The sequence below is a fragment of the Pseudomonas sp. S2_H10 genome (assembly GCF_054668285.1).
Genome location: NZ_CP162754.1, coordinates 4,172,903 through 4,198,008, shown reverse-complemented (window position 1 = coordinate 4,198,008; position 25,106 = coordinate 4,172,903). Strand labels below are relative to the sequence as shown.

General features: G+C 61.3%; 18 protein-coding genes. 3 read left to right on the top strand and 15 right to left on the bottom strand.

Annotated elements, in window-relative coordinates; genetic code table 11:
- Nucleotides 1-7 precede the first annotated feature (7 nt).
- From AB4O16_RS18765 to glnE, 15 genes are all read right to left on the bottom strand, one after another.
- Nucleotides 8-892 (bottom strand): glycosyltransferase, encoded by an 885-nt coding sequence (locus AB4O16_RS18765; protein ID WP_160390555.1) that lies wholly within the window; start codon nucleotides 890-892, stop codon nucleotides 8-10.
- Nucleotides 889-2,043: a glycosyltransferase family 4 protein gene (locus AB4O16_RS18760; protein WP_160390556.1), complete on the bottom strand. Its 1,155-nt coding sequence runs from the start codon at nucleotides 2,041-2,043 to the stop codon at nucleotides 889-891. Before AB4O16_RS18760 ends, AB4O16_RS18765 begins: the two co-directional genes overlap by 4 nt.
- Complete coding sequence (locus tag AB4O16_RS18755; protein WP_160390557.1) at nucleotides 2,040-3,482, bottom strand: PIG-L deacetylase family protein; 1,443 nt, start codon at nucleotides 3,480-3,482, stop codon at nucleotides 2,040-2,042. The genes AB4O16_RS18760 and AB4O16_RS18755 overlap by 4 nt, the downstream gene beginning before the upstream one ends.
- Nucleotides 3,483-3,490: 8 nt before the next feature.
- The gene (locus AB4O16_RS18750; RefSeq protein ID WP_460155523.1) at nucleotides 3,491-4,387 is read right to left on the bottom strand and encodes an antimicrobial resistance protein Mig-14; all 897 of its coding nucleotides are present in this window, start codon (nucleotides 4,385-4,387) and stop codon (nucleotides 3,491-3,493) included.
- A complete protein-coding gene (locus tag AB4O16_RS18745; RefSeq protein WP_460155522.1) occupies nucleotides 4,387-5,517 on the bottom strand; it encodes a glycosyltransferase in 1,131 nt (376 codons plus the stop codon). The genes AB4O16_RS18750 and AB4O16_RS18745 overlap by 1 nt, the downstream gene beginning before the upstream one ends.
- Nucleotides 5,501-7,258, bottom strand: coding sequence for a carbamoyltransferase family protein (locus AB4O16_RS18740; protein ID WP_160390560.1), 1,758 nt, complete (start codon nucleotides 7,256-7,258; stop codon nucleotides 5,501-5,503). The genes AB4O16_RS18745 and AB4O16_RS18740 overlap by 17 nt, the downstream gene beginning before the upstream one ends.
- 166 nt (nucleotides 7,259-7,424) lie before the next feature.
- On the bottom strand, nucleotides 7,425-7,760 hold the full coding sequence (locus AB4O16_RS18735; protein WP_460155521.1) for a YceK/YidQ family lipoprotein: 336 nt from the start codon (nucleotides 7,758-7,760) through the stop codon (nucleotides 7,425-7,427).
- A 211-nt stretch (nucleotides 7,761-7,971) separates the two neighbouring features.
- Complete coding sequence (locus AB4O16_RS18730; RefSeq protein ID WP_460155520.1) at nucleotides 7,972-9,423, bottom strand: lipopolysaccharide kinase InaA family protein; 1,452 nt, start codon at nucleotides 9,421-9,423, stop codon at nucleotides 7,972-7,974.
- Nucleotides 9,423-10,175, bottom strand: coding sequence for a lipopolysaccharide kinase InaA family protein (locus AB4O16_RS18725; protein WP_460155519.1), 753 nt, complete (start codon nucleotides 10,173-10,175; stop codon nucleotides 9,423-9,425). The genes AB4O16_RS18730 and AB4O16_RS18725 overlap by 1 nt, the downstream gene beginning before the upstream one ends.
- The gene (locus tag AB4O16_RS18720; RefSeq protein ID WP_160390564.1) at nucleotides 10,172-10,906 is read right to left on the bottom strand and encodes a lipopolysaccharide kinase InaA family protein; all 735 of its coding nucleotides are present in this window, start codon (nucleotides 10,904-10,906) and stop codon (nucleotides 10,172-10,174) included. Before AB4O16_RS18720 ends, AB4O16_RS18725 begins: the two co-directional genes overlap by 4 nt.
- The gene (gene rfaP / locus AB4O16_RS18715; protein WP_460155518.1) at nucleotides 10,906-11,712 is read right to left on the bottom strand and encodes a lipopolysaccharide core heptose(I) kinase RfaP; all 807 of its coding nucleotides are present in this window, start codon (nucleotides 11,710-11,712) and stop codon (nucleotides 10,906-10,908) included. Before rfaP ends, AB4O16_RS18720 begins: the two co-directional genes overlap by 1 nt.
- Nucleotides 11,713-12,834, bottom strand: coding sequence for a glycosyltransferase family 4 protein (locus tag AB4O16_RS18710; protein ID WP_160390566.1), 1,122 nt, complete (start codon nucleotides 12,832-12,834; stop codon nucleotides 11,713-11,715).
- Nucleotides 12,834-13,895 (bottom strand): lipopolysaccharide heptosyltransferase I, encoded by a 1,062-nt coding sequence (gene waaC / locus AB4O16_RS18705; protein WP_160390567.1) that lies wholly within the window; start codon nucleotides 13,893-13,895, stop codon nucleotides 12,834-12,836. Before waaC ends, AB4O16_RS18710 begins: the two co-directional genes overlap by 1 nt.
- 1 nt (nucleotide 13,896) lies before the next feature.
- Nucleotides 13,897-14,931 carry a lipopolysaccharide heptosyltransferase II gene (gene waaF, locus AB4O16_RS18700; RefSeq protein ID WP_253557579.1) on the bottom strand — a complete coding sequence of 345 codons (1,035 nt, stop codon included), beginning with the start codon at nucleotides 14,929-14,931 and terminating at the stop codon, nucleotides 13,897-13,899.
- A gap of 203 nt (nucleotides 14,932-15,134) precedes the next feature.
- Nucleotides 15,135-18,074: a bifunctional [glutamate--ammonia ligase]-adenylyl-L-tyrosine phosphorylase/[glutamate--ammonia-ligase] adenylyltransferase gene (glnE, locus tag AB4O16_RS18695; RefSeq protein WP_160390569.1), complete on the bottom strand. Its 2,940-nt coding sequence runs from the start codon at nucleotides 18,072-18,074 to the stop codon at nucleotides 15,135-15,137.
- Between the two features lie 383 nt (nucleotides 18,075-18,457).
- Here glnE and aceE point away from each other — a divergent pair, with 383 nt between their 5' ends.
- From aceE to AB4O16_RS18680, 3 genes are all read left to right on the top strand, one after another.
- A complete protein-coding gene (gene aceE / locus AB4O16_RS18690) occupies nucleotides 18,458-21,103 on the top strand; it encodes a pyruvate dehydrogenase (acetyl-transferring), homodimeric type (RefSeq protein WP_160390570.1) in 2,646 nt (881 codons plus the stop codon).
- 11 nt (nucleotides 21,104-21,114) lie between these two features.
- The gene (gene aceF, locus AB4O16_RS18685) at nucleotides 21,115-23,064 is read left to right on the top strand and encodes a dihydrolipoyllysine-residue acetyltransferase (protein ID WP_160390571.1); all 1,950 of its coding nucleotides are present in this window, start codon (nucleotides 21,115-21,117) and stop codon (nucleotides 23,062-23,064) included.
- A 455-nt stretch (nucleotides 23,065-23,519) separates the two neighbouring features.
- Nucleotides 23,520-24,914, top strand: coding sequence for an alkaline phosphatase D family protein (locus AB4O16_RS18680; RefSeq protein WP_460155517.1), 1,395 nt, complete (start codon nucleotides 23,520-23,522; stop codon nucleotides 24,912-24,914).
- The last annotated feature ends 192 nt before the right edge of the window (nucleotides 24,915-25,106 follow it).

Genomic DNA, 25,106 nt, shown 5'->3' with positions numbered 1-25,106 from the left:
CTGAGGCTCAGTCTTTTTCCAGCCGCGAGAAGTACATCCGGCCCAACCCGCGCCAGGTTTTCTTGTTCCAGGCCTTGAAAGGAATCTGCGCCAGCAGCTCGCGCGCCAGCTTGCGGTCACGGTTGGCGGTCTTGAGGAACATGGAGTTGAGAAACTTGTAGCGCACCTCGTCATACAGCGGGTGATCGCTGAAGAGCGCGTACGTGCGCAGGATGCTGTCGATCATGAAGCGGTGGTTCTTGTAGGAGTTGGTGGCGTGCTTGCGATAGCGCGCCATCAACACATTCAGACCGTCGATGAAATAACCGGCATGGGTCACCTTCAACTCGATCAGCAAGTCTTCCAGGCGAATGGTCGGGTCGAAACCGCCTACTTTCTCCAGCGCTTCGCGACGGATCATCAGGGTCGGCGCCGGAGGATAGGGCTTGCGCTCGAGGAACATGTCATCGAAGTCCAGCCGACGGAACGGCACATCCCGGCGCTGGCGCTTTTCCGGGTAGAGATTGCCGTCGGCATCGATCAGCTCGATGTTGCCGGCGCAGATGCCGACCTCGGGCTTGCCGTCCATGTGCGCGACCTGGATGGCGATGCGCTCCGGCAACATGATGTCATCCGAACCGAACGGCACGATCAGGCTGCCCTTTGCCCGGGCAATCGCACCGTTGAGGGTGTTGGTCAGCCCCTGGTTTTCCTGGACCCGGAAGTCGAAACCATGGATGGCCTGCAACGCCTTGATCCGCTCGACGCTGTCATCCTTCGAGCCATCGTCGATCACCAGCAACTCAATGTTCCGATAGGTCTGGTTGAGGACGCTGAGAATGCTTTGCTCAATGTAGGGGGCGTGGTTGTACGACGCGATGATGACCGTGACGATGGGTTGCGCGTCGTTCATGGCTGTTCCTTGCGGGCCTGTTCCAGGCCGGAGTCGATCAGATTGAGGTATTCGCGACGGAATTCCTCGATGTCATGGTGTTGTTGCAGATAACGGAAGGCCTGCTCGCCCTTGGCCTTGAGCTCGTCGTCCGACAGCCCCAGGTAAGTGTCCAGCGCAGCCTGCAACGTCGGCACATCCTTGGGCGTAATCGCCAGGCCACCGGCGCCCTCGATCAGCGGCAACATCGCCGGCACGTTCGAGGCGATCACCGGCAAATGCCCACTCATGCCTTCAAGCAGCGCCAGCCCGAGGCCTTCGGCCAGGGAGGGCATGGTCCAGATGTCGAAAGCGCGAATGTACTGCAGGGCAATTTCCTTGAACCCCAGCAAATGGGCGCGACCGCTGAGGCCGAGGCGGTCGATTTCCGCCGCCAGGCGCGACTCTTCGCGGCCGGCACCGATGATCGCCAGCTGGGTATTGGGGTATTTGTCCTTGAGTGCGGCGAAGGCCTGCAGCAAATAGATATGGCCCTTGACCGGCACCAGCCGCCCCAACGCGCCGATCAGCCGCACCGACTGATCGATGCCGAGCATTTCGCGGGCCTTTTCACGACTGTGTTGCAGGCCTTCGGCCTGCTCGATGTCGATGGCATTGGTGATGGCGTAGGTATTCTGGTCGGTGAAGCCGCAGTCACAGTCCAGCAGATACTGTTTCACCGCAGGCGACACGCCGACAAAGCGCCAGTGACGATCGATCAGGCGCTGGGTCTGGCGGCGCCGGTAAAAACGGTCGTACTCGCCAAAGCCGTGGGAAATGCCGATGCACAGCGGCACTTTCAACCAGCGGTTGAGCGCCAGCATCATGTTCACCGGCTTGAAGCGGTTGCAGATCACCACGTCGAATTTTTCCCGGCGGCAGAACTTGTACAGCTGCCACATCGCCCGCAGGCGCATGCCCTTGAGGGACTTGTCGGAAAACTCGAAGTACACCGAACGGTCGGCCCGGCTCACCGCTTCGCCCGGCCCGGGCTTGCCGCGTAAAAACGCGGCGGTCACTTCATAGCGATCACTGGGCAGGGCCTTGACGATTTGCTCCGCGAGGTCGGCAAAATCATGGGCTTTGACGTTGTAGTCAGGCTGCAGCTGCAGGACCTTTGACCGCTGACTCATAACTCTCCCCGCTGAGAAACATTGCCTGGTGTGTGCTTGATGGACCACAAAAGCTCGTGGCGCCGGACTGCCTTGCGAAAGAATTCGTTCTCGCCATAGGTGGGCGGCAACCGGCCGGCCAACATCCGCTGGATCAGCCGACGCAAGCGACGCTTGAACGGCATTGGCGGTTGCAGGTCGTGCATCATGCCCAACGCCATGGCTTTGTCGCGCTGTTGCTCCAGCGGCATCGGCAGGCAGTAAGGCTGCATCGGCCGGGCCGAATCGAAGGCAGGCGGCAAGGCGATGCCATCACCGGTATCACCCATCGGCCAGCGGTCGTTGTCGTGCAGGTGATTGGCGTAACCCAACAGTGTGCTCGGTTGCCAGTCCAGGCCTTGCAAGGCTTCGAGGACTGCTGCCTGTGCGCAGATATGATCGGGATGCGGATCCAGGGTCGGATGCGGCAGGACGATGACTTCGGGCCGGGCCCGCAGCAACAGCTCACGCAGATCCGCCAGCAGATTGTTCCAGGTCGGCGCGCCATCGGCATCGCCCGGCAGCGCGAAAGGATTCAACCGGCGGAACAGCCGGGTATCGCTCATGTCCGCTTCCCGCGATCCCGCCGGCACACCGGGCGCGGCCTGCATGCTCGCCAGTTGCAGGCAGAAATAACCCAACTGCACACAATGGGCTTCGGGCACGCCGGCCCAGCGTGGCACGGCGATGCTGTCCCAGGTGCGCAGACGGCCTTTCAAGCGAGCTGCGTCGGCCTTGTTCAGGCCCATCTGCCGGTAGTGTTCGGCCTCGATTTCACCGGCGGTCAGCGTGACGATCCAGGTTTCGTCAGCCTGGCTGTACAGACCGTAGGCCGCCAGTTCGGCGTCGTCGGCGTGGGGCGCGATGACCATCACCCGCTGGCGCCGGTAGTCCGGATGCTCGAAGGCCCACAGCACGGGCTCGCCGAGTACGCGACAGAAACGCCCGCGCAAGCGCAGGTCACCGCGGGACAGTGCCTGAGCCTGACCACTGAGATTGAGGTAACGCAGGCCGTTCACGCCCCGCTCGAACGATTGTCGGTCAGGGTTTTCGCCACCCAGCAACTCGACCACCGGATCGATAAAGCGTCCCAGCCAGGTGCTTTTTACCCGCAGGGCCAGTACCAACGTCGCGTCGTCGACCAGCATCACGCCCTCGTCCAGGCGCAAATGTTCGCCGCTCAGGTGCACCTTGGGTTGGGGCGTGTACGGGGGAAAGCTGTATTGGTAGTCGTCTTTCGGTGAGTAGAAAAGATGGTCGGCAAACCAGGCCTCGTGGGCAATCCAGCCGAGGACCGCCAGCACCAGCGGCAACCACCAGGCCACCAACAGACCGATGACGATCAACAGCACCAGCGCAATCAGCAGGCCGATACGTTTATTGCGCCGGTGGCGCTTGAGCAGTTGCTGTTTGCGGCTCATGGCTTGGCTCATACGGTGAAGACCGGTACGGGGTTGCACCAGCGATCCTTGTACTCACGGTCGGCGCGACCGAAGGAGAAGCGCAACGGTTTGTCCTGCGCCCGGGCATGCTCCCAGGCGCTTTGCGTATTGAGAAAACTCAGCACGCTGCCGGGGCTGAACTCGCGAGTCTCGGGATCGACCCCGCCGTTGATGTACTCGACGCTGATCCACTGCGGGGTTTCGACGCGGTACACCAGTTGAATCGCAATCGGCGCATCGTTGAGGAAAATCACCGAGCCGATCAGCAACTCGCGCAGCAACTCGATGACCTCGGCCATGCGTTCGGCACCCGTCGCCGGGAAACCCCAGCGGCGCTGGAACAGGTCGCAATAAATCGCCGACAGCTCTGCACTGGAAAATTCGGACACCGGTCGCACCACGCCACCGGCCTCTTCCAGCAAGCGCAATTCGCGGCGCTGGTTATAGCGAAACTTTTTCGACAGCTCTTCGGGTGTGCGGGCCATGGCCAGCTGTTCGGCTTGCAGCTTGATGCCAGTGAATCGGCCTTCGTTCAACGCCGACAGATACCGCGCGCGATGGCGCAAAGGCGCCTGGGCGTCGGCAGCGGCGGGCAGGATGATTTCGGCGTTGCCCAGGTCGAACAGGCCTTTTTTGCCGCGACGCTTGAGCACGTCCTTGGACAAGGCCAGGTCGCGTCCCCAGGTCGGGATTGCCGCCTTGACCTCATCACCCTGCATCCAAGCCAGGTAACGCACCGGAATGTCGGCCAGTTGTGCCAGCCGCTCGACCACCATCGGATGGGTCGCGACGCTGCCGCCATAGCGCTGCCAGGTTTCGGCGTAAGTCGAGGCGTCGACTACCGCCCAGCCACGCTCGCGCCAGCCTTGAAATCGGTTGAGCATCAGCCCCTCTGTGCCAGTTCGGTAACGTGCGGCAAGTGCCAGAAAGCGTCGCGCACTGCGCGATCGGAAAAGCGTTCGCGCAAGCGCTCGAGCATCAACTCGGCACACTGCCGGCGTTGCTGATCATCCATGCCGGCCAGGTGTTGCAGCCCCTGGGCCAGATGCTCGGCATCGCCCAGCGGGAACAGGATGCCCACGCCTTCGACCACTTCCTTCGCACCGCCGCACGCTGTGGCGAGCAAGGGTACGCCGGCAGCCATGGCCTCCAGCAGCACCATGCCGAACGGTTCGTGATCGGAACTCAGGGCAAACACATCGAAGGCCCGGAAGTAGTTGCGCGCATCCGCTACCTGGCCGAGGAACAGCACCCGGTCACCGATACCCAGTTCGCGGGCTTGAGCCTTGAGGTCTTCCTCCAGGCGCCCCTTTCCGAGAATCACCAGTTGGCTGTTGGCCGGCAAGCCGGGCAACGCCTTGGCGAAACCTTCGAGCAGCGTGGCCTGATCCTTGTCCGGATGCAGCCGTCCGACGTTGCCGACGATCCAGGCATCCGCCGCCAGCCCGAGGGTTTCCCGGGCCTGGCGTGCCGACACCTGGGTGGCTTGCAAGGCGTCCACGTCGATGCGGTTGTACAAGGTCTGAATGCGCGAAGCCGGCCACTTCGGCAGGCAATCGCGCATGTCGTCGCGGACTGCGTCGGACACACCGAGCAGGCTCAAACGCTTGCGGAATATGTGCGCAAAGAATTTGCGGCTGCCCCGTTTGTAGTCTTCAAAGCCGTGGTGCACGCCAATGACCGGCAGCGAAGTGCCGAGCAAGGCGATGTAGATCGGCTTGAAGCGGTGGGCAATACAGAAACTGAAATTGCGTGAAGCGGCGATCTTGCGCAGATCGCCGATGGCGCCCAGCTTCAGGCCACGAATGGCCTTGGAGCTGTACTCCATGAACAGCACTTCGTCGGAAGCGCAGCCCGCGGCGACCTCGGCATCGGCAACCCCGGTGAGAAACACCGTGGTCACGCGATAACCGGTCCCCGCGAACAGGCTGGCGTACTGCCGTGCGCAGTCCAGGAACGGCCCGTCATAGCCGTGGCAGAACTGCAGCACATGGCGTTCAGCCGAACGTGTCATAGGCGTTCGCGCCCTCTTTGACCACCAGGATGTCTTCCATGATCAGATACTGTAGATCCGATCCGAAGAACATGTTCAGCGCATCGGTCGGCGAGCAGATCATCGGCTCGCCACGACGGTTGAGCGAGGTGTTGAGCGACACGCCGTTGCCGGTGAGCACTTCCAGCGCCTTCATCATGTCGTAGTAGCGCGGGTTGTATTCGCGCTTGAGCACCTGGGCGCGGGAAGTACCGTCTTCGTGGACGACTTCCGGCACACGGGTCTTCCACTCTTCCGCCACTTCGAAGGTGAAGGTCATGAACGGCGCCGGGTGATCGATCTTGATCATCTGCGGCGCGACGGTGTCGAGCATCGACGGGCAGAAAGGCCTCCAGCGCTCGCGGAACTTGATCTGGTGGTTGATGCGATCCGCCACGCCAGGAATGCTCGGGCAACCGATGATCGAACGGCCGCCCAGTGCGCGCGGACCGAACTCCATGCGCCCCTGGAACCAGGCCACCGGGTTGCCATCGACCATGATCTTGGCGATCTGCTCCGGCATGTTGTCGAGCTTGCGCCAGGTCGGCTTGTTCTCGTGACGGGCGCAGGCCGCGATCACGTCTTCGTTGCTGTACGACGGGCCGAGGTAGACGTGTTCCATCTTCTCGACCGGTACGCCACGGGCGTGGGACACATAGGCAGCAGCGCCGACGGCGGTGCCGGCATCACCGGACGCCGGCTGTACGAACAGCTCCTTGACGTCGTCGCGGGCGATGATTTTCTGGTTCAGCTTGACGTTCAACGCACAGCCACCGGCGTAGGCCAGTTTGCCGGTTTCCTTGAGCACGTCGCCCAGGTAGTGGTCGATCATCTGCAGCGAAATTTTTTCGAACAGCGCTTGAATGCTCGCGGCGTAGTGGATGTAAGGCTCGTCGGCGATGTCGCCTTCGCGCTTCGGACCCAGCCACTCGATCAGCTTCGGCGAGAAGTAGTAACCCTTGCCCTTCTCTTTGTAGCGACGCAGGCCGATGACGTTGGCGTAGTCGGTGTTGATTACCAGCTCGCCGTTCTCGAACGAAGCCAGGCGCGAGAAATCGTATTTGCTGGCGTCGCCGTACGGCGCCATGCCCATGACCTTGAACTCACCGTCGAGCATATCGAAACCGAGAAACTCGGTGATCGCGCCATACAGGCCGCCGAGGGAGTCAGGATCGAAGAATTCCTTGATCTTGTGGATCTTGCCGTTTTCGCCGTAACCGAAGAAGGTCGTGGCGTACTCGCCCTTGCCGTCGATGCCAAGGATTGCGGTTTTCTCTTTGAAACCGGAGCAGTGATAAGCGCTGGAGGCGTGGGCCAGGTGGTGTTCGACCGGCTCGATCTTGATCTTCTTCGGATCGAAACCCAGTTGCTCCAGGCACCAGACGATCTTGTTGCGATAGCGCTTGTAGCGACGGTTGCCCATCAGGATCGCGTCGAGGGCGCGGTCCGGGGCGTACCAGTAACGCTTGGCGTACTGCCAGCGGGCCTTGCCGAACAGGCTGATCGGGGCGAATGGAATCGCGACCACGTCAACGTCGGACGGCTTGATACCGGCCTGTTCCAGGCAGAATTTCGCCGATTCGTAGGGCATGCGGTTCTTTGCATGTTTATCGCGTACGAAGCGTTCCTCTTCAGCCGCCGCGACCAGCTTGCCGTCGATGTACAGGGCTGCGGAAGGATCATGGCTAAGGGCGCCGGACAGGCCAAGAATCGTCAATGCCACAGGGGTCTAGCCTCTTTAGTCTGCATACAGGCGCAAGCGCCTCAAAAATTAATGTGCCCTCGCAAGGGGCGAGAGACAGCTAAAGGGCGGGATTATAGCGTAAAAGCAGCGGCTAGCCTCTAGCTACAAGCGGCAAGCAACCACGGTGGTGACCTTGTGATTGCTTTTAACCGCGCGAAGGCCGCCAGTAGACAAGGATATTGCCGTCCACGCTTTGCCGGTAAATCGTGTAGGGCAAGGCGGCGGTGTCCAGTGCGCCGGACAGGGCCAGGTCGATCAGAATGAGCGGTACGAGGATGCCCGTGGGATCGGGCGGTGCGTTCAATACGCAGAAGTCATAGGCGAGGCCGCTGTAGACCCGGGGAATGGATTGGCAATAGGTCTTTTGACTGCGTAAGCCTTGAGCAGCTTCGGCTTCATCCTGCAGGACCGTAGCGGCGGTCCCGCAACCCATTAACGACACTGATAAAACACCCGATGAAACTGCCATTTTGATCGACACAGCTTGCCCTCCGAGAACGTCAGGCAAACTAGCATCGGGGTGATTTCGGCCACAGTTCATGGCTTCCCAAGAATGCGTAGGACCGATCACAAGAACCTGTCGCCCTCATCGTCGGAACGCCGCCCGGGGCAAGCCCGCTCCCACAGGTTTTGTGCTCACCGCCAATCCCTGTGGGAGCGGGCTTGCCCGCGATAGGACCGAAGGTCCTGGATCAGCCAGCGCTAGAGATATCTTTGGGCAATCGCTGATCAATGACCTGATAAAGAGCACTACTCTCCGGCCAGTTGCGCATGAACCGCGCGCGATCCCTCGCATACGCCGGCGCAAAACTGCCAAGCGAGCCGTGCTGACACATCGAATCAAGGTCGATCAGCGCCCAGCGATCCCGCTGCCAGAACAGGTTATGCCCCTTGAAGTCGCCATGGCTGATGCGCTCACGAATCAGTTCGGCAAACAGATGATCCAGCGCCGCCAGTTCGGCCTCCGGCGCATCACCGCTTTCAACATAGGGCGCAAAACGCTCGATGATGTCCGGTCCCGGCAGATACTCGGTGATCAAATAGGCACGGCTGCGCAGCCACAGAAAACGCGTTTCCAGCAACGCCAGCGGCTTGGGCGTGGCAATCCCCAGGAACGCCAGGCGATTGCCTTCGCGCCAGGAATGCCAGGCCCGGCTCGGGCGCCAGAAACGCTTGAGCCAGTGGGCGAACCCCTTGATGTTGTAGCGCTTGATCACCAGCGTGCGGCCATCCGCCTCGACCTTGCCGACGCTCGCCGCGCCGCCGGTCTTGTACAGATGCCCCCGCTCGAGCAGGGCATCGGCCTGCTCCAGCACCGGCAGCATGGCGGCCTCTTCCTCGCGACGAATCGCCCGCAAGCCGAAGGCCCCGCGCTGGACGCTGAACAGCGTGCACTCGCGGCCGACCTTGATCAGATAGTCCTTGAGGCGCCAGCTGCGGACCTTGTCGATCTGCTTCTGCAACGCTTCCATGGGCAGGGCGTGTTCGCCGTTGCTGAGCAGGTAATACACCAGCAACTCTTCAATGAAGGGCTCGATCGATTTCGGCAACTGGGCGAAGAACACCCCGAGGTTTTCCAGGACCTTCTGCCGCGACAGCGGCTGGCCCGGCGTTTCGGAGCAAATCCCGGCGCCGTCGATCAGGTACAGGCGACCACGCTGACGCAGCAGGTTGTCCAGGTGCAGATCTTCCTGCCACAGGCCCTTGCGGTGCATCTGGCCAATCGCGCCCAACGCCTCGGCCAGCACGGCCCCTTGTCCATCGGACAATACGGGTTGCTGCTCGACCTGGTTCCAGGTATCACCCAGGCTTTCGGCGCCTTCCAGGAATTCGAACAGCAGCCAGCCACCCTCGCCTTCCTTCAGGCCGTCGGCCAACAGCTGCGGCGTGGTCAGCCCCTGATCGGAGAGCCGGCGCACGCCATCCAGTTCACGCTGGAAGTGCCGTGCAGCCTTGCTGCCGACCAGCAACTTGGCCAACACCGGCCGGCCACGCCAGACGCCGGCACCGACATAACGCTGGCCCGGCAACACCCGCAACAGGCTCAGCAGCTGCAGATCGGCAGGGCCGGCGGCGTCGGCCAGCGAAACGCTCAGTGGCAAGCTTGGGGTGCGGCCAGCGGACTTCAGTTCGGACAATCGCATCAGCGCGGCCCCTTCTGACTGCGTCGCGCGGTCAACCGCTGCAGCCAGCTGTCGATCAGCGTGCTGTCTTGCGGTTGATCCAGATAGGCGGCCAGCAATTGCCGCAGTTGCGACTCGCCCCACTCGGGCGCGCGGCGTGTCAGCGGTTCCAGGTCCTTGATTCGGTCGCGCTGCCCGTACAGCAGCGGCCGGGTCTTTTCCAGGTCGATCAATTGCGCCTGATAGCCGGTACCGGAGGCGCGCATGAAAATGTGCTTGGGATAGAAGCACCCATGCACCTGCCGCGCAGCGTGCAGCTGCCGGGCCAGTTCACCACTGGCCTTGAGGATTTCCGAGTGCTGCTCGGGGCTCAATTCATTCCAGCGCTGCAACAGCGAGTCGAGGTCGTCCCAGCCATCCAGGGCGCGGGTCAGCAGGATCGCGCGGACCTCGCCATCGACCTTGCGCTCCCCGTAGAACGCCGCCTCCAGCGCCGGAATGCCCATCTTCCGGTAACGGGAGATGTTGCGAAACTCGCGGGCAAAACTCGGCTCGCCGAACGGCGCGCGCAGCGTGCGGGTCAGGTAGTTGCTCTGGCGCTTGAGATAGTAACCATGACCTTCCAGGTCCAGCCGGAACACACTGCTCCAGCCGCCGCGAGCGGTGTTGGGTTCGTCCACCGCATCGAGCTGTTTGGCCCAGAGTGCCTCGAACGTGCCGAGGCCATGGCGCTCAAGCAGCGCACGGTCTTCAGCGGCCAGGAAATCAGTCATTCGCGTCCCTCGAAAAATCTCACCACGTGCCGGATACGCTTCTTGTCCGCGGCGTTGAGCCGGGTCCGGTCGCGGTATTGCAGGTAAAAGCGCAGGCGCTGGGTAGCCGACAGTTGATACTTGGCGACCTTGTCCAGGCACGCCAGATCCTTGGTGATGCGGTACTTGAGCCAAAAACCGCGCCAGAAATCGCCGTTGGGGCAATCGATCAGAAACAGTCGGGCCTCATCATCGATCAGCAGGTTGCGCCACTTCAGATCATTATGGGTGAAGCGATGGTCGTGCATGGTCCGGGTGTACTGCGCCAGTTGACGGCTGACGGCGTCGACCCAGGCGCGATCCGACAGTTTCGGATCGTGCCGTTCGGCCAGTGCCGACAAGTCTTCGGTGCGTGGCAGCTCCCGGGTAATCATCGCGCCGCGGGCGTAGGCCGCGCCACGTCGCTCCAGCCCCCAGGCCACCACTTCGGCGGTGGGGATGCCCCACTTGGCAAAACGCTTGAGGTTCTGCCACTCCATTTTCACCCGTGGCTTGCCGAGATAGCGGCGCAGGCCTTTGCCAGCGCCGACGTAGCGCTTGACGTAATAGTTGACGCCATTGCGCTGCACACGAATGACCTCGGACAGCGGGTCCTTGGTCAACCGCTCGCCTTGCAGCGCGAACACGGCCTCAAGGCTGCCGAAGTCATCGGTCAGGTCGCTGTAGGCCGGCTCCAGTTTCCAGCCCGACATCAGAGCGCATCCCCGTATCGCTGCTTGCGGTCATAGAGCTTGTTGGCCTTGCCTTCGAGCCAGCTCAGCAGCCCGGCCTCTTCGCTCAGGATCTGCCGCAACGGCCGCTGGAAATAGCCCTTGAGAAAGCGCAATTTATCGCGGCGGGTCAGGCCTATATCCAGGGCGGAAAAGTACAGCGCGGCCAGATCCTTGTTGCGCCAGCGCGAGGTGATCGCCGGGCGGGTCTGGGCGCGGTGCAGATCGATCACCGAGAGCTTGAAGTCATCAAAGGTCACCGGCTTGTCGGTGTGCAGCAGGAAATGGCAGATGTAGCAGTCGCGGTGGTTGACCCCGGCGCGGTGCATCATGCCGGTCATGCGTGCGACTTCGGCGATCAGCGCGCGCTTGAGTCTTGGCTCGGGCGGCTGCTTGATCCAGTTGATGCTGAAATCTTCGAGGCTGACCGTCGGCGCCAGCTCTTCGGTGACGATAAACGAGTGCTGGTCGGCCGGGTTGCTGCCCTTTTCGCCGTACGCGACGGCGGTCATGGTCGGCACGCCGACTTCCTGCAGGCGCTGGATCGCCTTCCACTCCTGGCCCGCGCCGAGTACCGGCAATTTGGCGGTGAGCAGGTTCTTGAAGATTTCGCCCCAGCCGATGCCACGGTGGATTTTCACGAAAAACCCGTTGCCGTCGACTTCCGTGCGCAATGTCCGGCGTGCTTCCAGCTCGCGGTACACCTCGCCCTCGAGTCCCTCGACTTCGGCGAACGGGTCGCGTCCGGCCCAGAGGCTCTTGAACGGTTCAGCCAGCATCAACTTCATTTAAGCGTGCTCCGCCAGAATCACATCGGCCGCGTGCTGCGGCATGCTGTAGAGGTCGGCCGTCTCGGCGAAGGCCAGACCATTGCGGCTCCAGGCCGCCCTTGCTTGAGCGTCGTTCAACATACCGGTCAGGTACTGCGTGAGCTGTGCCTGATCGAACGGTTCGTCCAGCACCAGGCCGGCATCGGCCTCGGCGATGTAATGGGCGTAACCGCACACCGCGCTCACCAGCACCGGCAAACCGGCCACCAGCGCTTCGAGCAGCACGGTGCCGGTGTTTTCGTTGTACGCCGGGTGGATCAACAGATCGGCGCCCAGCAGGAAACGCGGGATATCGCTGCGCCCCTTGAGGAAGGTGACGTTGTCGCCCAGCCCCAAAGTCGCGCTCTGCATCTGGAATAACTTGGGGTCATCCTGGCCAATTACAAACAGCCGGGTGCGTTTCCTCAGCTCGGCGGGCAATGCCGCCAGCGCCTTGAGGCTGCGGTCCACACCCTTGGTCTTGAACCCGGAGCCGATCTGCACCAGCAACAGCTCGTCGTCCTTGAGATTGAATTCGGCGCGGAACCCGGCGCGGATTTCATCGGCATCGGCCGGCCGGCGACGGTCCTGGGCGATACCCGGTGGCAGCAGGTGGAAACGCTCCAGCGGCGTGTCGTAATGCTTGATGAACAGCGGCTGCTGGACCTCGGAAATCATCAACACTTCGGTCTTGGCGTCCTTGGCGAACACCGCGCGTTCGTACTCGGCGAAGTGGCGATAACGGCCCCAGCGGCGGTACAGCGAATTGCGCAGGTTCTGCGCCTTGTCTTCGAAGCAACCGTCGGCGGCGTAGTAGACGTCCAGGCCCGGCATCTTGTTGAAGCCGATCAGGCGATCGACCGGGCGCTTGGCCAGGTCCGCCTCCATCCATTCGCTGAGCTTTTCGTTGCGCCGATGGTTGAAGAACGCCTTGACCGGCGCCACCAGCACTTCGAAACCCGGGGGCACGTCGCCTTCCCAGATCAGCGTGTAGACGCGAATCTGATGGCCGCGCTTCTGGCACTCCAGGGCAATGCGCATGAAATCGCGCTGCAAGCCGCCAAACGGAAAATATTTGTACAGGACAAATGCCAATTGCATCAGCGCAGCTCCTCAGCCATTAACAACGTGCTCAGTCGGCTGGCGACACGCTCGGGGTTCAGACGCGTGAAGCACAACGGCCACTCGCGTTTCAGGTCGAATTGACGGGCATCTTCGGCCGTCGGTTGATAGGTGCACTTCTTTTGCAGGCACGGCGCGCAGGGGAAGTCGCTGGCCAGGTGAATCTGCACTTTGCCATAGGCGCCGGTCAGGCCCGGATTGGTCGGGCCGAACAGCGACAGCGTCGGCACATCCAGCGCGGCGGCCAGATGGCCCAGGCCGGTGTCCACCGCCACGCAGGCCTGAGCGCCGGCCAGCACCTTGCCGACACCCGCCAGGTTCAATTTGGGCAGCACTTCGGCGTGTTTGAAACCGGCGGCGATGCGCTCGGCCCGGGCTTTTTCCTGGGCGTTGCCCCACGGCAGCTTCACGCCGACGCCAAGGTAGCCGACCCGTTCGGTCAGCTCGCGCCAGTAGGCTTCGGGCCAGTGCTTGGTGTCCCAGGTGGTGCCGTGCAGAAACACCACGTACGGGTTCTTGCGCGGCAACTCCACCAGGCGCTCGACGCTCAAGCCATAGTCGCCCAGGCCCTTGGGCAAGTCGTAGCCCAAGGCGATGGCGAACAACTGACGCACTCGCTCCACCGCATGCTGGCCACGGGCAACGGCCAGGCGTCGATCGTAAAAGCGCGCAGCGATGGGCTCGCGTGCCGAGTTTTTATCGAGGCCGGCCACCGGCGCCTTGACGTAACGGGTCAGCCAGGCGCTTTTCAGCAAGCCCTGGGCGTCGATCACCAAGTCATATTTCGTGGCGCGCACGCTTTGCTTGAAGCGCTTCCACTCGCCGCTCTTGATGGTCTGCCAGATGTTTTTGCGCCAGCGACGGATCGCCACCGGAATCACCTTGCCCACCGCCGGATGCCAGGTCGGGATTTCGGCAAAGCCTTCTTCCACCACCCAGTCGAATTTGATGCCGGGGATCGCCCGCGCCGCGTCGGTCAACGCCGGCAACGCGTGAATGACGTCGCCCAGCGAAGAAGTCTTGATCAACAGAACCCGCAAGCTATTTGACCTCGACCACAGTGCCTTGCAACCGCTGCAAGGCTTCGTTCACAGCCTGCGGCATGAGCTGGCGCAGGCAGTTGTAATGGCCGAAACGGCAGGTGCGATCGAAGCACGGGCTGCACTCGATGCCCAGGCGCACGATTTCCACATGCTCGGCCAATGGCGGCGTGAAGCCCGGCGACGTCGACCCGTAGACCGCCACCAGCGGGCGGTTGAGCGCGGCGGCGACGTGCATCAGGCCGGAGTCGTTGGACACCACGGAGTCGGCACAGGACAGCAGGTCGATGGCTTCGGCCAGCGAGGTGCCGCCGCTGAGGTTGACCGACTCTTCGCGCAGGCCGGGAATCAGCCGCGCGCGGATGTCTTCGCCCACGGCGTGATCGTTTTTCGAACCGAACAGCCAGACTTGCCAGCCTTCGCGGATCTTCGCTTCAGCGACCTTGGCGTAATGCTCGGACGGCCAGCGCTTGGACTCGCCGAACTCGGCGCCGGGGCACAGGGCCAACACCGGGCGGTCGAGGGTCAGGCCGAATTTGGCCAGGGCCGCCTCGCGGGTAACCGGGTCGATCTGCAGCGTCGGACGCGGATAGGGTTTCGGCAACTCGACGCCCGGCTCGTAGGCCAGGGCCATGAAGCGTTCGATCATCAGCGGATAGCGATCTTTATCCAGCGTGCGCACGTCATTGAGCAGGCCATAGCGGAATTCGCCACGCCAGCCGGTGCGTTTCGCGATGCCGGCAAAGAACGGAACCAGCGCCGACTTCAGGGAGTTGGGCAGCAGGATCGCCTGGTCGTACTGACCGGCCAGGGATTTGCCGATGCGCCGACGCGTCGCCAGCTCCAGCACGCCGTGACCGAGCGGAAAGCTCAAGGCCTGGCGTACTTCGGGCATGCGCTCAAGAATCGGCCGGCTCCACTCGGGGGCCAGCACGTCGATTTCGCATTGCGGGTGGCGTTGTTTCAAACACTGGAACAGTGTCTGCGCCATCACCATGTCACCGACCCAACTGGGCCCAACGATCAGAATTTTCATGTGGTTTCCATAAACGAACCGGGGAGGCCTACGCCTCCCCGCCTCGAAAATTCTACAGAACAACGCAAATCTACTGTAGGAGCGAGCCTGCTCGCGATGAGCCTGAGAGCGCCGCGGGGCATCAGGCTCGCCGCGTCATCGTTAACGACCATCGCGAGCGAGCTCGCTCCTACAGGGAATATTGGCGTATCGAATATCCCGTTTCAGCCTAGCCCCAGCTCGCGCCAGATCCGCATGACCTGCCGCCGTTCTTCCGCGAACTGGTCAGCCGGTATCACCCCCGGGTTCTTCTGCAGAGCCTGCCGGTGGGCGGCGGAACGGTACGCTTTATACGCTTCACGCAACAGGCCGGCATCTTCGACGGGCATCAGCCCTTCATGCTCCAGCTCTTCCAGAATGCGGATGTTGTCCGTCCAGCGCAGCAATGGCGGGTGTGTTTCCGACCACGCCAGGGCCGCGTATTGCACCATAAATTCAATATCGACGATACCTCCGGCGTCCTGCTTGATATCGAACGGCGCCGTGGCTTCGAAGGCATTTGCCCCGGTGCCGGCCGCCGTGCTCTTGCTGCCGAGGTTATCGCGCATCTTGGCGCGCATCTCGCTGACCTCCTGGCGCAGGGTCGGCAGATCACGCGTCTTGCCCAGTATCGCGGCGCGGACTTTCTCGAAGGCCTGGCCGACATCCTGACTGCCCACCAGCACCCGCGCCCGCACCAGCGCCTGGTGCTCCCAGGTCCAGGCTTCGTTCTCCTGATAGCGGGCAAACGCCCCCAGGGAACTCACCAACAACCCCGACGCACCGGACGGCCGCAGACGCATGTCCACTTCGTACAGCTGGCCGGAGTTGGTCTGCGCTGTCAGCAAGTGAATGATCCGTTGCCCCAGACGGGTGAAAAATTGCGCGCCGTCGATGGGTTTTGGCCCATCGGTCTCGGCCTGCGGATCGCCGTCGTGGATGAACACCAGGTCCAGGTCCGAACCATGCCCGAGTTCCAGGCCGCCGACTTTCCCATAACCGACAATGATGAAGCCGGGATCGCACAAGCTGCCGTCGGTGCGCAGCGGCGTGCCGTACTTGGCCACGGTCTGGCGCCAGGCCAGGGCCAGCACTTGCTCGAGAATCGCTTCGGCGAGCCAGGTCAGATAATCGCTGACTTTCATCAGCGGCAGGCTGCCGGCGATTTCCGAGGCGGCCACCCGCAAGCGGTGCGCCAGCTTGAAGTGGCGCAGGGCTTCCATTTGCTGTTCGAGGTCGTCCTCGGGAATCCGCGTCAGGCGCTCGCGCAGTTCGGCAGCCAGTTCCGGCGCCAATGGCGGCTTGAACAGCCGGCCTTCGTTGAGCAATTCATCGAGCAGCAGCGGGAAACGGGTGATTTGCTCGGCGATCCATGGGCTCGCCGCGCACAGCGTCAGCAAACGCCGCAAGGCGCCGGGGTTCTCGGTCAACAGCACCAGGTACGCAGAACGACGGGCCACGGCTTCGACCAGCGGCAGCACGCGTTCCAGCACCAGGTCCGGATTGGCATGTTCCACGGCCTGCGCGAGCAAACGCGGGATAAAGGCATCGAGACGTTCGCGCCCCAGACGCTGCATCGCCCGCAATTGCGGGCTGCTGCGCAAGCCGGCCAACGCATTCAAGGCCTTGGGAGCATCCTTGAAACCACCTTCTTCCAGCTGGCGGCAAGCGGCCTCATCGTCCTGGGCCTCTTCCCACAACGGCAACCACTCACCGCCGACCACCACTTCGCTTTCGGCGCCCTGCTCTTCGTCGGGATCGGCGATCACCTGCCCGAAGTGCCAGGCCACGCGGCCGCGCCAGTACATCAGTTGTTCGTGGAAGGCCGTCCAGTTGGCGAAACCCAGCATAAAGGCAATGCGCGCCTGATCCTGCTCGCCATCGGGCAACATTTGCGTCTGGCGGTCGGCAATCGCCTGGATCGCGTGTTCGGTGTATCGCAGGAATTCGTAGCCTTCACGCAGCTCGCTGATCACCGCCGGCGGCAGGTAGCCCTGCCCTTCCAGTGTGCTCAGCACCTTTAATAGCGGACGTTGCTGCAAGCTCAGATCGCGGCCGCCGTGAATCAACTGGAACGCCTGGGCAATGAACTCGACTTCGCGAATACCGCCGGAACCCAGCTTGATGTTGTCGGCCATGCCCTTGCGCCGCACTTCCTGCTGGATCAGCTGCTTCATTGTGCGCAGCGCTTCAATGGCGGAGAAGTCCAGGTAACGCCGGTAAACGAACGGCCGCAGCATGTCCTGCAGTTGCGCGCCGGCCACTTGATCGCCGGCCACCACCCGCGACTTGATCATCGCGTAGCGCTCCCAGTCGCGCCCCTGGTCCTGATAATACTGCTCCAGCGCATTGAAACTCAGGACCAGCGCGCCCGACGAACCATACGGACGCAAGCGCATGTCGACGCGGAATACAAAGCCGTCGACGGTCATCGGGTCCAGGGCCTTGATCAGCCGCTGGCCCAGGCGAATGAAGAACTCCTGGTTATCCAGCGCACGTTTCACGCCGACGGTTTCGCCGCCCTCGGGATAGGCGAAAATCAGGTCGATGTCCGACGACAGGTTCAGCTCCACGGCACCGAGCTTGCCCATGCCGAGAATGACCATTTGCTGCGGCTCGCCACTGCGTCGCCCGGTCGGTACGCCGAACTGCTGGCAATGACGCACATACAACCATTGATAGGCCTGATCGATGCTGGCATCGGCCATGTCCGAAAGGTCGCGGCAGGTCTGCACCAGGTCGGCCAGGCGGGTCAGGTCGCGCCAGATGATCCGCACCTGATGGCGCGCACGCTGGCGACGCAAGGCGCGACCAAGCAGATCGTCGGTCTCGGCCACGCTCACGGCGGCCGCGATCTGCGCGCACAACTCTCCGGGAGCGTAGCGGCGGTCCAGCTCACCGGACTGCACCAGCTGCAGCATCATCAAAGGGTCACGGACACACTGTTCAATCACGAAATCGCTGGCAGCTGTCACGCGGGCGAATTGCGCCCAGCGTTCCGGCGTCCAGGCAGACAGCCCGTGGTCATCGTCCAAAGCGGCGACGGCAGCCCGGAACGACTGCTCGGCGCGGGAGACAAACGGCAGGAGAATGGCGGGCAGTTCAGCAAGCGAAGGGAGGCTCATGGTCTATCCTTGATCGGCGTACAACGGACTGCATGTAGTGGTTTTCGAAAACCCACTACCTGAGGGACTGTCGAACAAAAGTTAGAAATAGCTGAAATTTCTTTTATTTTGGCAGCCAGCATCAAGCTTTTACCTTTTGTAGTTGGAAAAAGACCAACCTTAACGATTATTCTCACAACGCAGCCGTGGGCCACAAGCCGCTCATCTGTAGTTTTACTACTCGTATATACATTAGACGGGCTGAAATGCCGGAAGATTTGTAGTAAAACTACACGCCGCCGGAACAACCTGTCGGCAATCCAAGAATTCATAACGTCTGCCCACAAGGCCAGTCGCTAACTCAGGCAACCGATTCTGGTAGCCTTTCCGCCCTGGAGCAAGCCATGCAAGACCTCGATCCCGTCGAAACCCAGGAATGGCTGGACGCCCTGGAATCGGTTCTCGACAAAGAAGGCGAAGACCGTGCTCACTATCTGATGACCCGTATGGGTGAACTCGCGACCCGCAGCGGTTCGCAGTTGCCTTACGCCATCACCACGCCTTACCGCAACACGATCCCCGTTACCCACGAAGCACGCATGCCTGGCGACCTGTTCATGGAACGCCGCATTCGCTCGTTGGTACGCTGGAACGCGATGGCCATGGTAATGCGTACGAACCTGAAAGATTCTGACCTCGGCGGTCACATCTCCAGCTTCGCTTCCAGTGCGACCCTGTATGACATCGGCTTCAACTACTTCTTCCAGGCCCCGACCGATGAACACGGCGGCGACCTGATCTACTTCCAGGGCCACACCTCGCCAGGCGTTTACGCCCGCGCATTCATGGAAGGCCGCATCACCGAAGACCAGATGAACAACTTCCGCCAGGAAGTCGACGGTCAGGGCCTGTCGTCCTACCCGCACCCTTGGCTGATGCCTGACTTCTGGCAGTTCCCGACCGTATCCATGGGTCTGGGCCCGATCCAGGCGATCTACCAGGCACGCTTCATGAAGTACCTGGAACACCGTGGCTTCATCCAGCCGGGCAAACAGAAAGTCTGGTGCTTCCTGGGCGACGGCGAGTGCGACGAGCCGGAATCCCTGGGCGCGATCTCCCTGGCCGGCCGCGAGAAGCTGGACAACCTGATCTTCGTCATCAACTGCAACCTGCAGCGCCTCGACGGCCCGGTTCGCGGCAACGGCAAGATCATCCAGGAACTCGAAGGTGTGTTCCGCGGTGCTCAGTGGAACGTGACCAAAGTCATCTGGGGCCGTTTCTGGGACCCACTACTGGCCAAGGACGTCGACGGCATCCTGCAACGTCGCATGGACGAAGTCATCGACGGCGAGTACCAGAATTACAAAGCCAAAGACGGCGCGTTCGTACGTGAACACTTCTTCAACACGCCGGAACTCAAGGCGATGGTCGAAGACCTGTCCGACGACGAGATCTGGAAGCTCAACCGTGGCGGCCACGACCCGTACAAGGTCTACGCGGCGTACCACGAAGCGGTCAACCACAAAGAACAACCAACCGTCATCCTGGCCAAGACCATCAAGGGTTATGGCACCGGTGCCGGCGAAGCGAAGAACACCGCGCACAACACCAAGAAGGTCGATGTCGAAAGCCTGAAGTTGTTCCGCGATCGTTTCGACATCCCGGTCAAGGACGATGAACTGGAAAACCTGCCGTTCTTCAAACCGGAAGAAGGCAGCGCCGAAGCCCGTTACCTGAGCGAGCGCCGTACCGCACTGGGCGGTTTCGTGCCACAGCGCCGCGCGCAAAGCTTCAGCGTTCCGACTCCGCCACTGGATACCCTCAAGGCAATCCTGGACGGCTCGGGCGACCGTGAAATCTCCACCACCATGGCCTTCGTGCGCATCCTCGCGCAACTGGTCAAGGACAAGGAAATCGGTCCGCGCATCGTGCCGATCATCCCGGACGAAGCCCGTACCTTCGGTATGGAAGGCATGTTCCGTCAGTTGGGCATCTACTCCTCCGTCGGCCAGCTCTACGAGCCAGTCGATAAAGACCAAGTGATGTTCTACAAGGAAGACCAGAAGGGCCAGATCCTCGAAGAAGGCATCAACGAAGCGGGCGCCATGAGCTCCTTCATCGCTGCCGGTACTTCGTACTCCAGCCACAACCAGCCGATGCTGCCGTTCTACATCTTCTACTCGATGTTCGGCTTCCAGCGTATCGGTGACCTGGCCTGGGCCGCTGGCGACAGCCGTACCCGTGGCTTCCTGATCGGCGGCACCGCCGGCCGTACCACCCTGAACGGTGAAGGCCTGCAACACGAAGACGGTCACAGCCATCTGCTGGCCTCGACCATCCCGAACTGCCGCACCTACGATCCAACCTACGGCTACGAGCTGGCGGTGATCATTCAGGACGGCATGAAGAAGATGACCGAAGAGCAACAGGACGTCTTCTACTACATCACCGTGATGAACGAGTCGTACCAGCAGCCAGCCATGCCGGCCGGTGCCGAAGAAGGCATCAAGAAAGGCATGTACCTGCTCGAAGAAGACAACCGCGAAGCGGCGCACCACGTTCAGCTGATGGGCTCCGGCACCATCCTGCGTGAAGTCCGTGAAGCAGCGAAGATCCTGCGTGAAGAGTTCAACGTCGGCGCCGACGTGTGGAGCGTTACCAGCTTCAACGAACTGCGTCGCGACGGCCTGGCCGTTGAGCGCACCAACCGTCTGCACCCGGGCCAGAAGCCTAAGCTGAGCTTTGTGGAAGAGTGCCTGAACGGCCGTAAAGGTCCGGTCATCGCATCGACCGACTACATGAAACTGTTCGCCGAGCAGATCCGTCAGTGGGTACCGTCCAAGGAATTCAAAGTCCTGGGCACCGACGGTTTCGGCCGCAGCGACAGCCGCAAGAAACTGCGTCATTTCTTCGAAGTCGACCGTCATTTCGTGGTGTTGGCAGCCCTGGAAGCACTGGCTGACCGTGGTGACATCGAACCTAAAGTGGTGGCTGAAGCCATCGCCAAGTTCGGTATCAACCCGGAAAAACGCAACCCACTGGACTGCTGAGGAGAGATTCTGTGAGCGAACTCATTCGCGTACCTGACATCGGCAGCGGTGAAGGTGAAGTAATTGAACTGTTTGTGAAGGTCGGCGACCGTATCGAAGCCGACCAGAGCATCCTGACACTTGAGTCGGACAAGGCGAGCATGGAAGTGCCTGCGCCGAAGGCCGGTATCATCAAGAGCCTGAAAGTGAAGCTGGGCGATCGCCTGAAAGAAGGCGACGAACTGCTCGAGCTGGAAGTCGAAGGTGCCGCTGCTGCTCCTGCGGCTGCCGCTGCACCAGCGGCCAAGGCTGAAGCCAAGCCGGCTGCAGCCCCTGCCGCCGCGGCACCTGCTGCTGCGCCGGCTGCCGCCAGCGTTCAGCAAGTGCACGTGCCGGACATCGGTTCGTCGGGCAAGGCCCAGATCATCGAGATCCAGGTCAAGGTCGGCGACACCGTTGTGGCCGACCAGTCGCTGATCACCCTGGAATCCGACAAGGCCAGCATGGAAATCCCGTCGCCTGCCGCTGGCGTGGTCAAGGCCATCAGCGTCAAGCTCAACGACGAAGTCGGCACTGGCGACCTGATCCTGGACCTGGAAGTGGCAGGTGCTGCGGCACCGGCAGCTGCTCCGGCCCAGGCTGCCGCTCCAGCTGCCGCCGCTGCGCCTGCTCCTACAGCAGCTCCGGCTGCACCGGTTGCCGACAGCGTTCAGGACATCCACGTTCCGGACATCGGTTCGTCGGGCAAGGCCAAGATCATCGAAGTCCTGGTCAAGGCCGGCGACACCGTTGTGGCCGACCAGTCGCTGATCACCCTGGAGTCCGACAAGGCCAGCATGGAAATTCCATCGCCTGCCGCTGGCGTGGTGGAAAGCGTTTCCATCAAGCTCGATGACGAAGTCGGCACCGGCGACCTGATCCTCAAGCTGAAAGTCAAAGGCGCCGCTCCGGCCGCTGCACCGGCACCTGCCGCTGCTGCTCCGAGTGCAGCGGCTCCAGCTGCTGCTCCTGCCGCCGCTGCACCTGCTGCTGCCCCGGCCGCTGCTCCAGCCAAGCCTGGTGCAAAAGTTCACGCCGGCCCTGCCGTGCGTCAACTGGCCCGCGAGTTCGGCGTCGAGCTGAACGCCGTTGGCGCCAGCGGTCCACACGGTCGCATCCTGAAGGAAGACGTGCAGGTTTACGTCAAGGCCATGATGCAAAAGGCCAAGGAAGCACCGGCCGCTGCTGCTGGCGCAACCGGTGGCGCGGGCATCCCGCCGATTCCGGTCGTGGACTTCAGCCGCTTCGGTGAAATCGAAGAAGTGCCGATGACCCGCCTGATGCAGGTCGGCGCCGCCAACCTGCACCGCAGCTGGCTGAACGTGCCGCACGTGACGCAATTCGATTCGGCGGATATCACCGAGCTCGAAGCGTTCCGCGTTGCCCAGAAAGCCGTTGCCGAGAAGGCCGGCGTCAAGCTGACCGTCCTGCCGCTGCTGCTCAAGACCTGTGCGCACCTGCTCAAGGAACTGCCGGACTTCAACAGCTCGCTGGCGCCAAGCGGCAAAGCGATCATCCGCAAGAAATACGTGAACATCGGCTTCGCCGTCGACACCCCGGATGGCCTGCTGGTACCGGTCATCAAGAACGTCGACCAGAAAAGCCTGCTGCAACTGGCCGCCGAGGCCGCTTCCCTGGCTGAAAAAGCCCGGACCAAGAAGCTCTCGTCGGACGAGATGCAAGGCGCCTGCTTCACCATTTCCAGCCTCGGCCACATTGGCGGCACCGGCTTCACGCCGATCGTCAACGCGCCGGAAGTGGCGATCCTCGGTGTTTCCAAGGCAACCATCCAGCCAGTCTGGGACGGTAAAGCCTTCCAGCCGAAACTGATGCTGCCACTGTCGCTGTCCTACGATCACCGTGTGATCAACGGCGCCGCTGCCGCACGCTTCACCAAGCGTCTGAGCGACCTGTTGGGCGACATCCGCACCATGCTCCTGTAACACCGACCGGCCCTCCTTCACCGGAGGGCCAGTTGCGTTCCACGTTTCCGAGCGCCACGCTCGTACCTCAACCCCGCCAATTTGGCGGGGCTTTTTTTTGGTTATTTCACTGGCTTGGAGGTCACTTCATTTTCAGCGTGGGCATGGTCCCTTGTAGGAGCCGGCTTGCTGGCGATGGTCGTTAACGATAACGCGTGTAAACCGGATAAACGCGGCGCACTTGAGTCCATCGCCGGCAAGCCGGCTCCTACAGGTATTGCGTTGTCGGTGTTTCCCGGGATTGCATGAAGTTCCTGTTTCATACGCCTTCCTACATTTGTGGCTGATATCGCCCACAACTCGAATCCATTTCTGCCAGATATTTATTCAGGCCAAATAACTAGTCTTGGCTGAATACCCTCCATTACATCCGAAACAACCAACTACCCATTAACTGGCAGCGAATGGACTCAAACATGTTAAAACCAACTGTTGGGCCAATTAGTGGCCACACTACAACCAATCATGCGCGTATATTTGTGCGCGGCGCAGCGCAAGAGAGTGCACCCGTATTTGCCGGCATCCGTTATCGGCAATCCGGGCATGAACAATGGATCGAAACCATCTTTACAAGACTGACAAGTCTGCAGGACATGTCCGATGTCCTTGTTCTCGATAACCTCGCGCCCGATACCGAATATGAATACCAGGCCGGCTGGTTCAGTACCGAGAGTGCCGGGCACACCGCAGATTCACTGCAGGAACTGCCGCTGCGATGGCCGCAGGAACTCTATCGCCTGCGTACGCGCTCCGCCACGTCCACCACGCCACGTGGCTATTTCGTCGGTTCATGCCGCTACCTGAGAATGACCGCCGGCGTTGCGTCGGCGCCAGAGTGGGGCGACCGGATATTCGCCTCGATTGCGCAATTGGCAGAACAAGCCGACCCTCCGGTCAGCGCGATGTTGATGGCTGGCGATCAGATCTATGTCGACGATTTGAATTTTTTCGCGCCTGATCGTGAATATCAGCAAATACTCGCGAAATACCGTGCGGCGTTCTCTCAGCCACATATTTCCAGATTAATGGCCAATGTATCGACTTACATGATCCTCGACGATCACGAAATTGAAGACAACTGGCCAGACAAGAAAAGATCAGGCGATGATATTTTATATAACAACGCCATAAGTGCTTATGAGATATATCAAGCCAGCCACAGCCCGGTATTTGAATTACTTGACGACGGCCGGATCAGCCGACTGGCGAAGCACTATTGGTATCAGTTCACCGATGGCGATATCGAATGGTTTGTCACCGATAGTCGCACCCGGCGCAATCTATCGGCCGATGATCGGCGCCTGCTGGATGTCGAACAGGAATATGCCCTGTGCCAATGGCTGATCAACAGCCCGGCGCGGGTCAAACTGGTGGTCACCAGCGTGATGTTCTTCCCCGATGCCAGGCAAAACGGGGATGACGCCTGGGCCGGATTTCCCGAGCAACGGCTGCGGTTGCTGGAGACCATTCGTACGCACCGGCTGAAGAATGTCATATTCGTTGCCGGTGACGTCCACGCCTCCATGACCAGCCGACTGACCCACAGCGAAGACCCGGACTTCGAAGTGCACACCATCGTTTCGTCGCCCTTGTGCAACTCCAGGCTGCTGCCCTATGCCAGTCAATCCGGCTTTATCCTCGACCGTCCGCTGGCACGCACCGCCGCAGGCGAATATCGGCAGGAATTGACCGGTAAAGTCATCAGTCAGGATAACTTCGCGCATCTGGTCATCGACGCAAAACGCATCCGGGTCAATTACCACGATCGCGATGGCAAGCTATTGCAATCGACAGGCATTGAATTGCGTTGACGGCAAAAATCACGGCCTTCGAGACGACTCCGAAGGCTGCGATCTGATCAATAGCAATACTTTTTACTGGAAACTGCAGAAATCTTCGCACCTGCCGACATATTCTTATAGCACTTGGCCTTCATCTCTCTTGTCAGTCGGTGTCGCAATGATGCAACCTTGCCGCAGGCAACAGTAAAGAGGGCGTGAGCC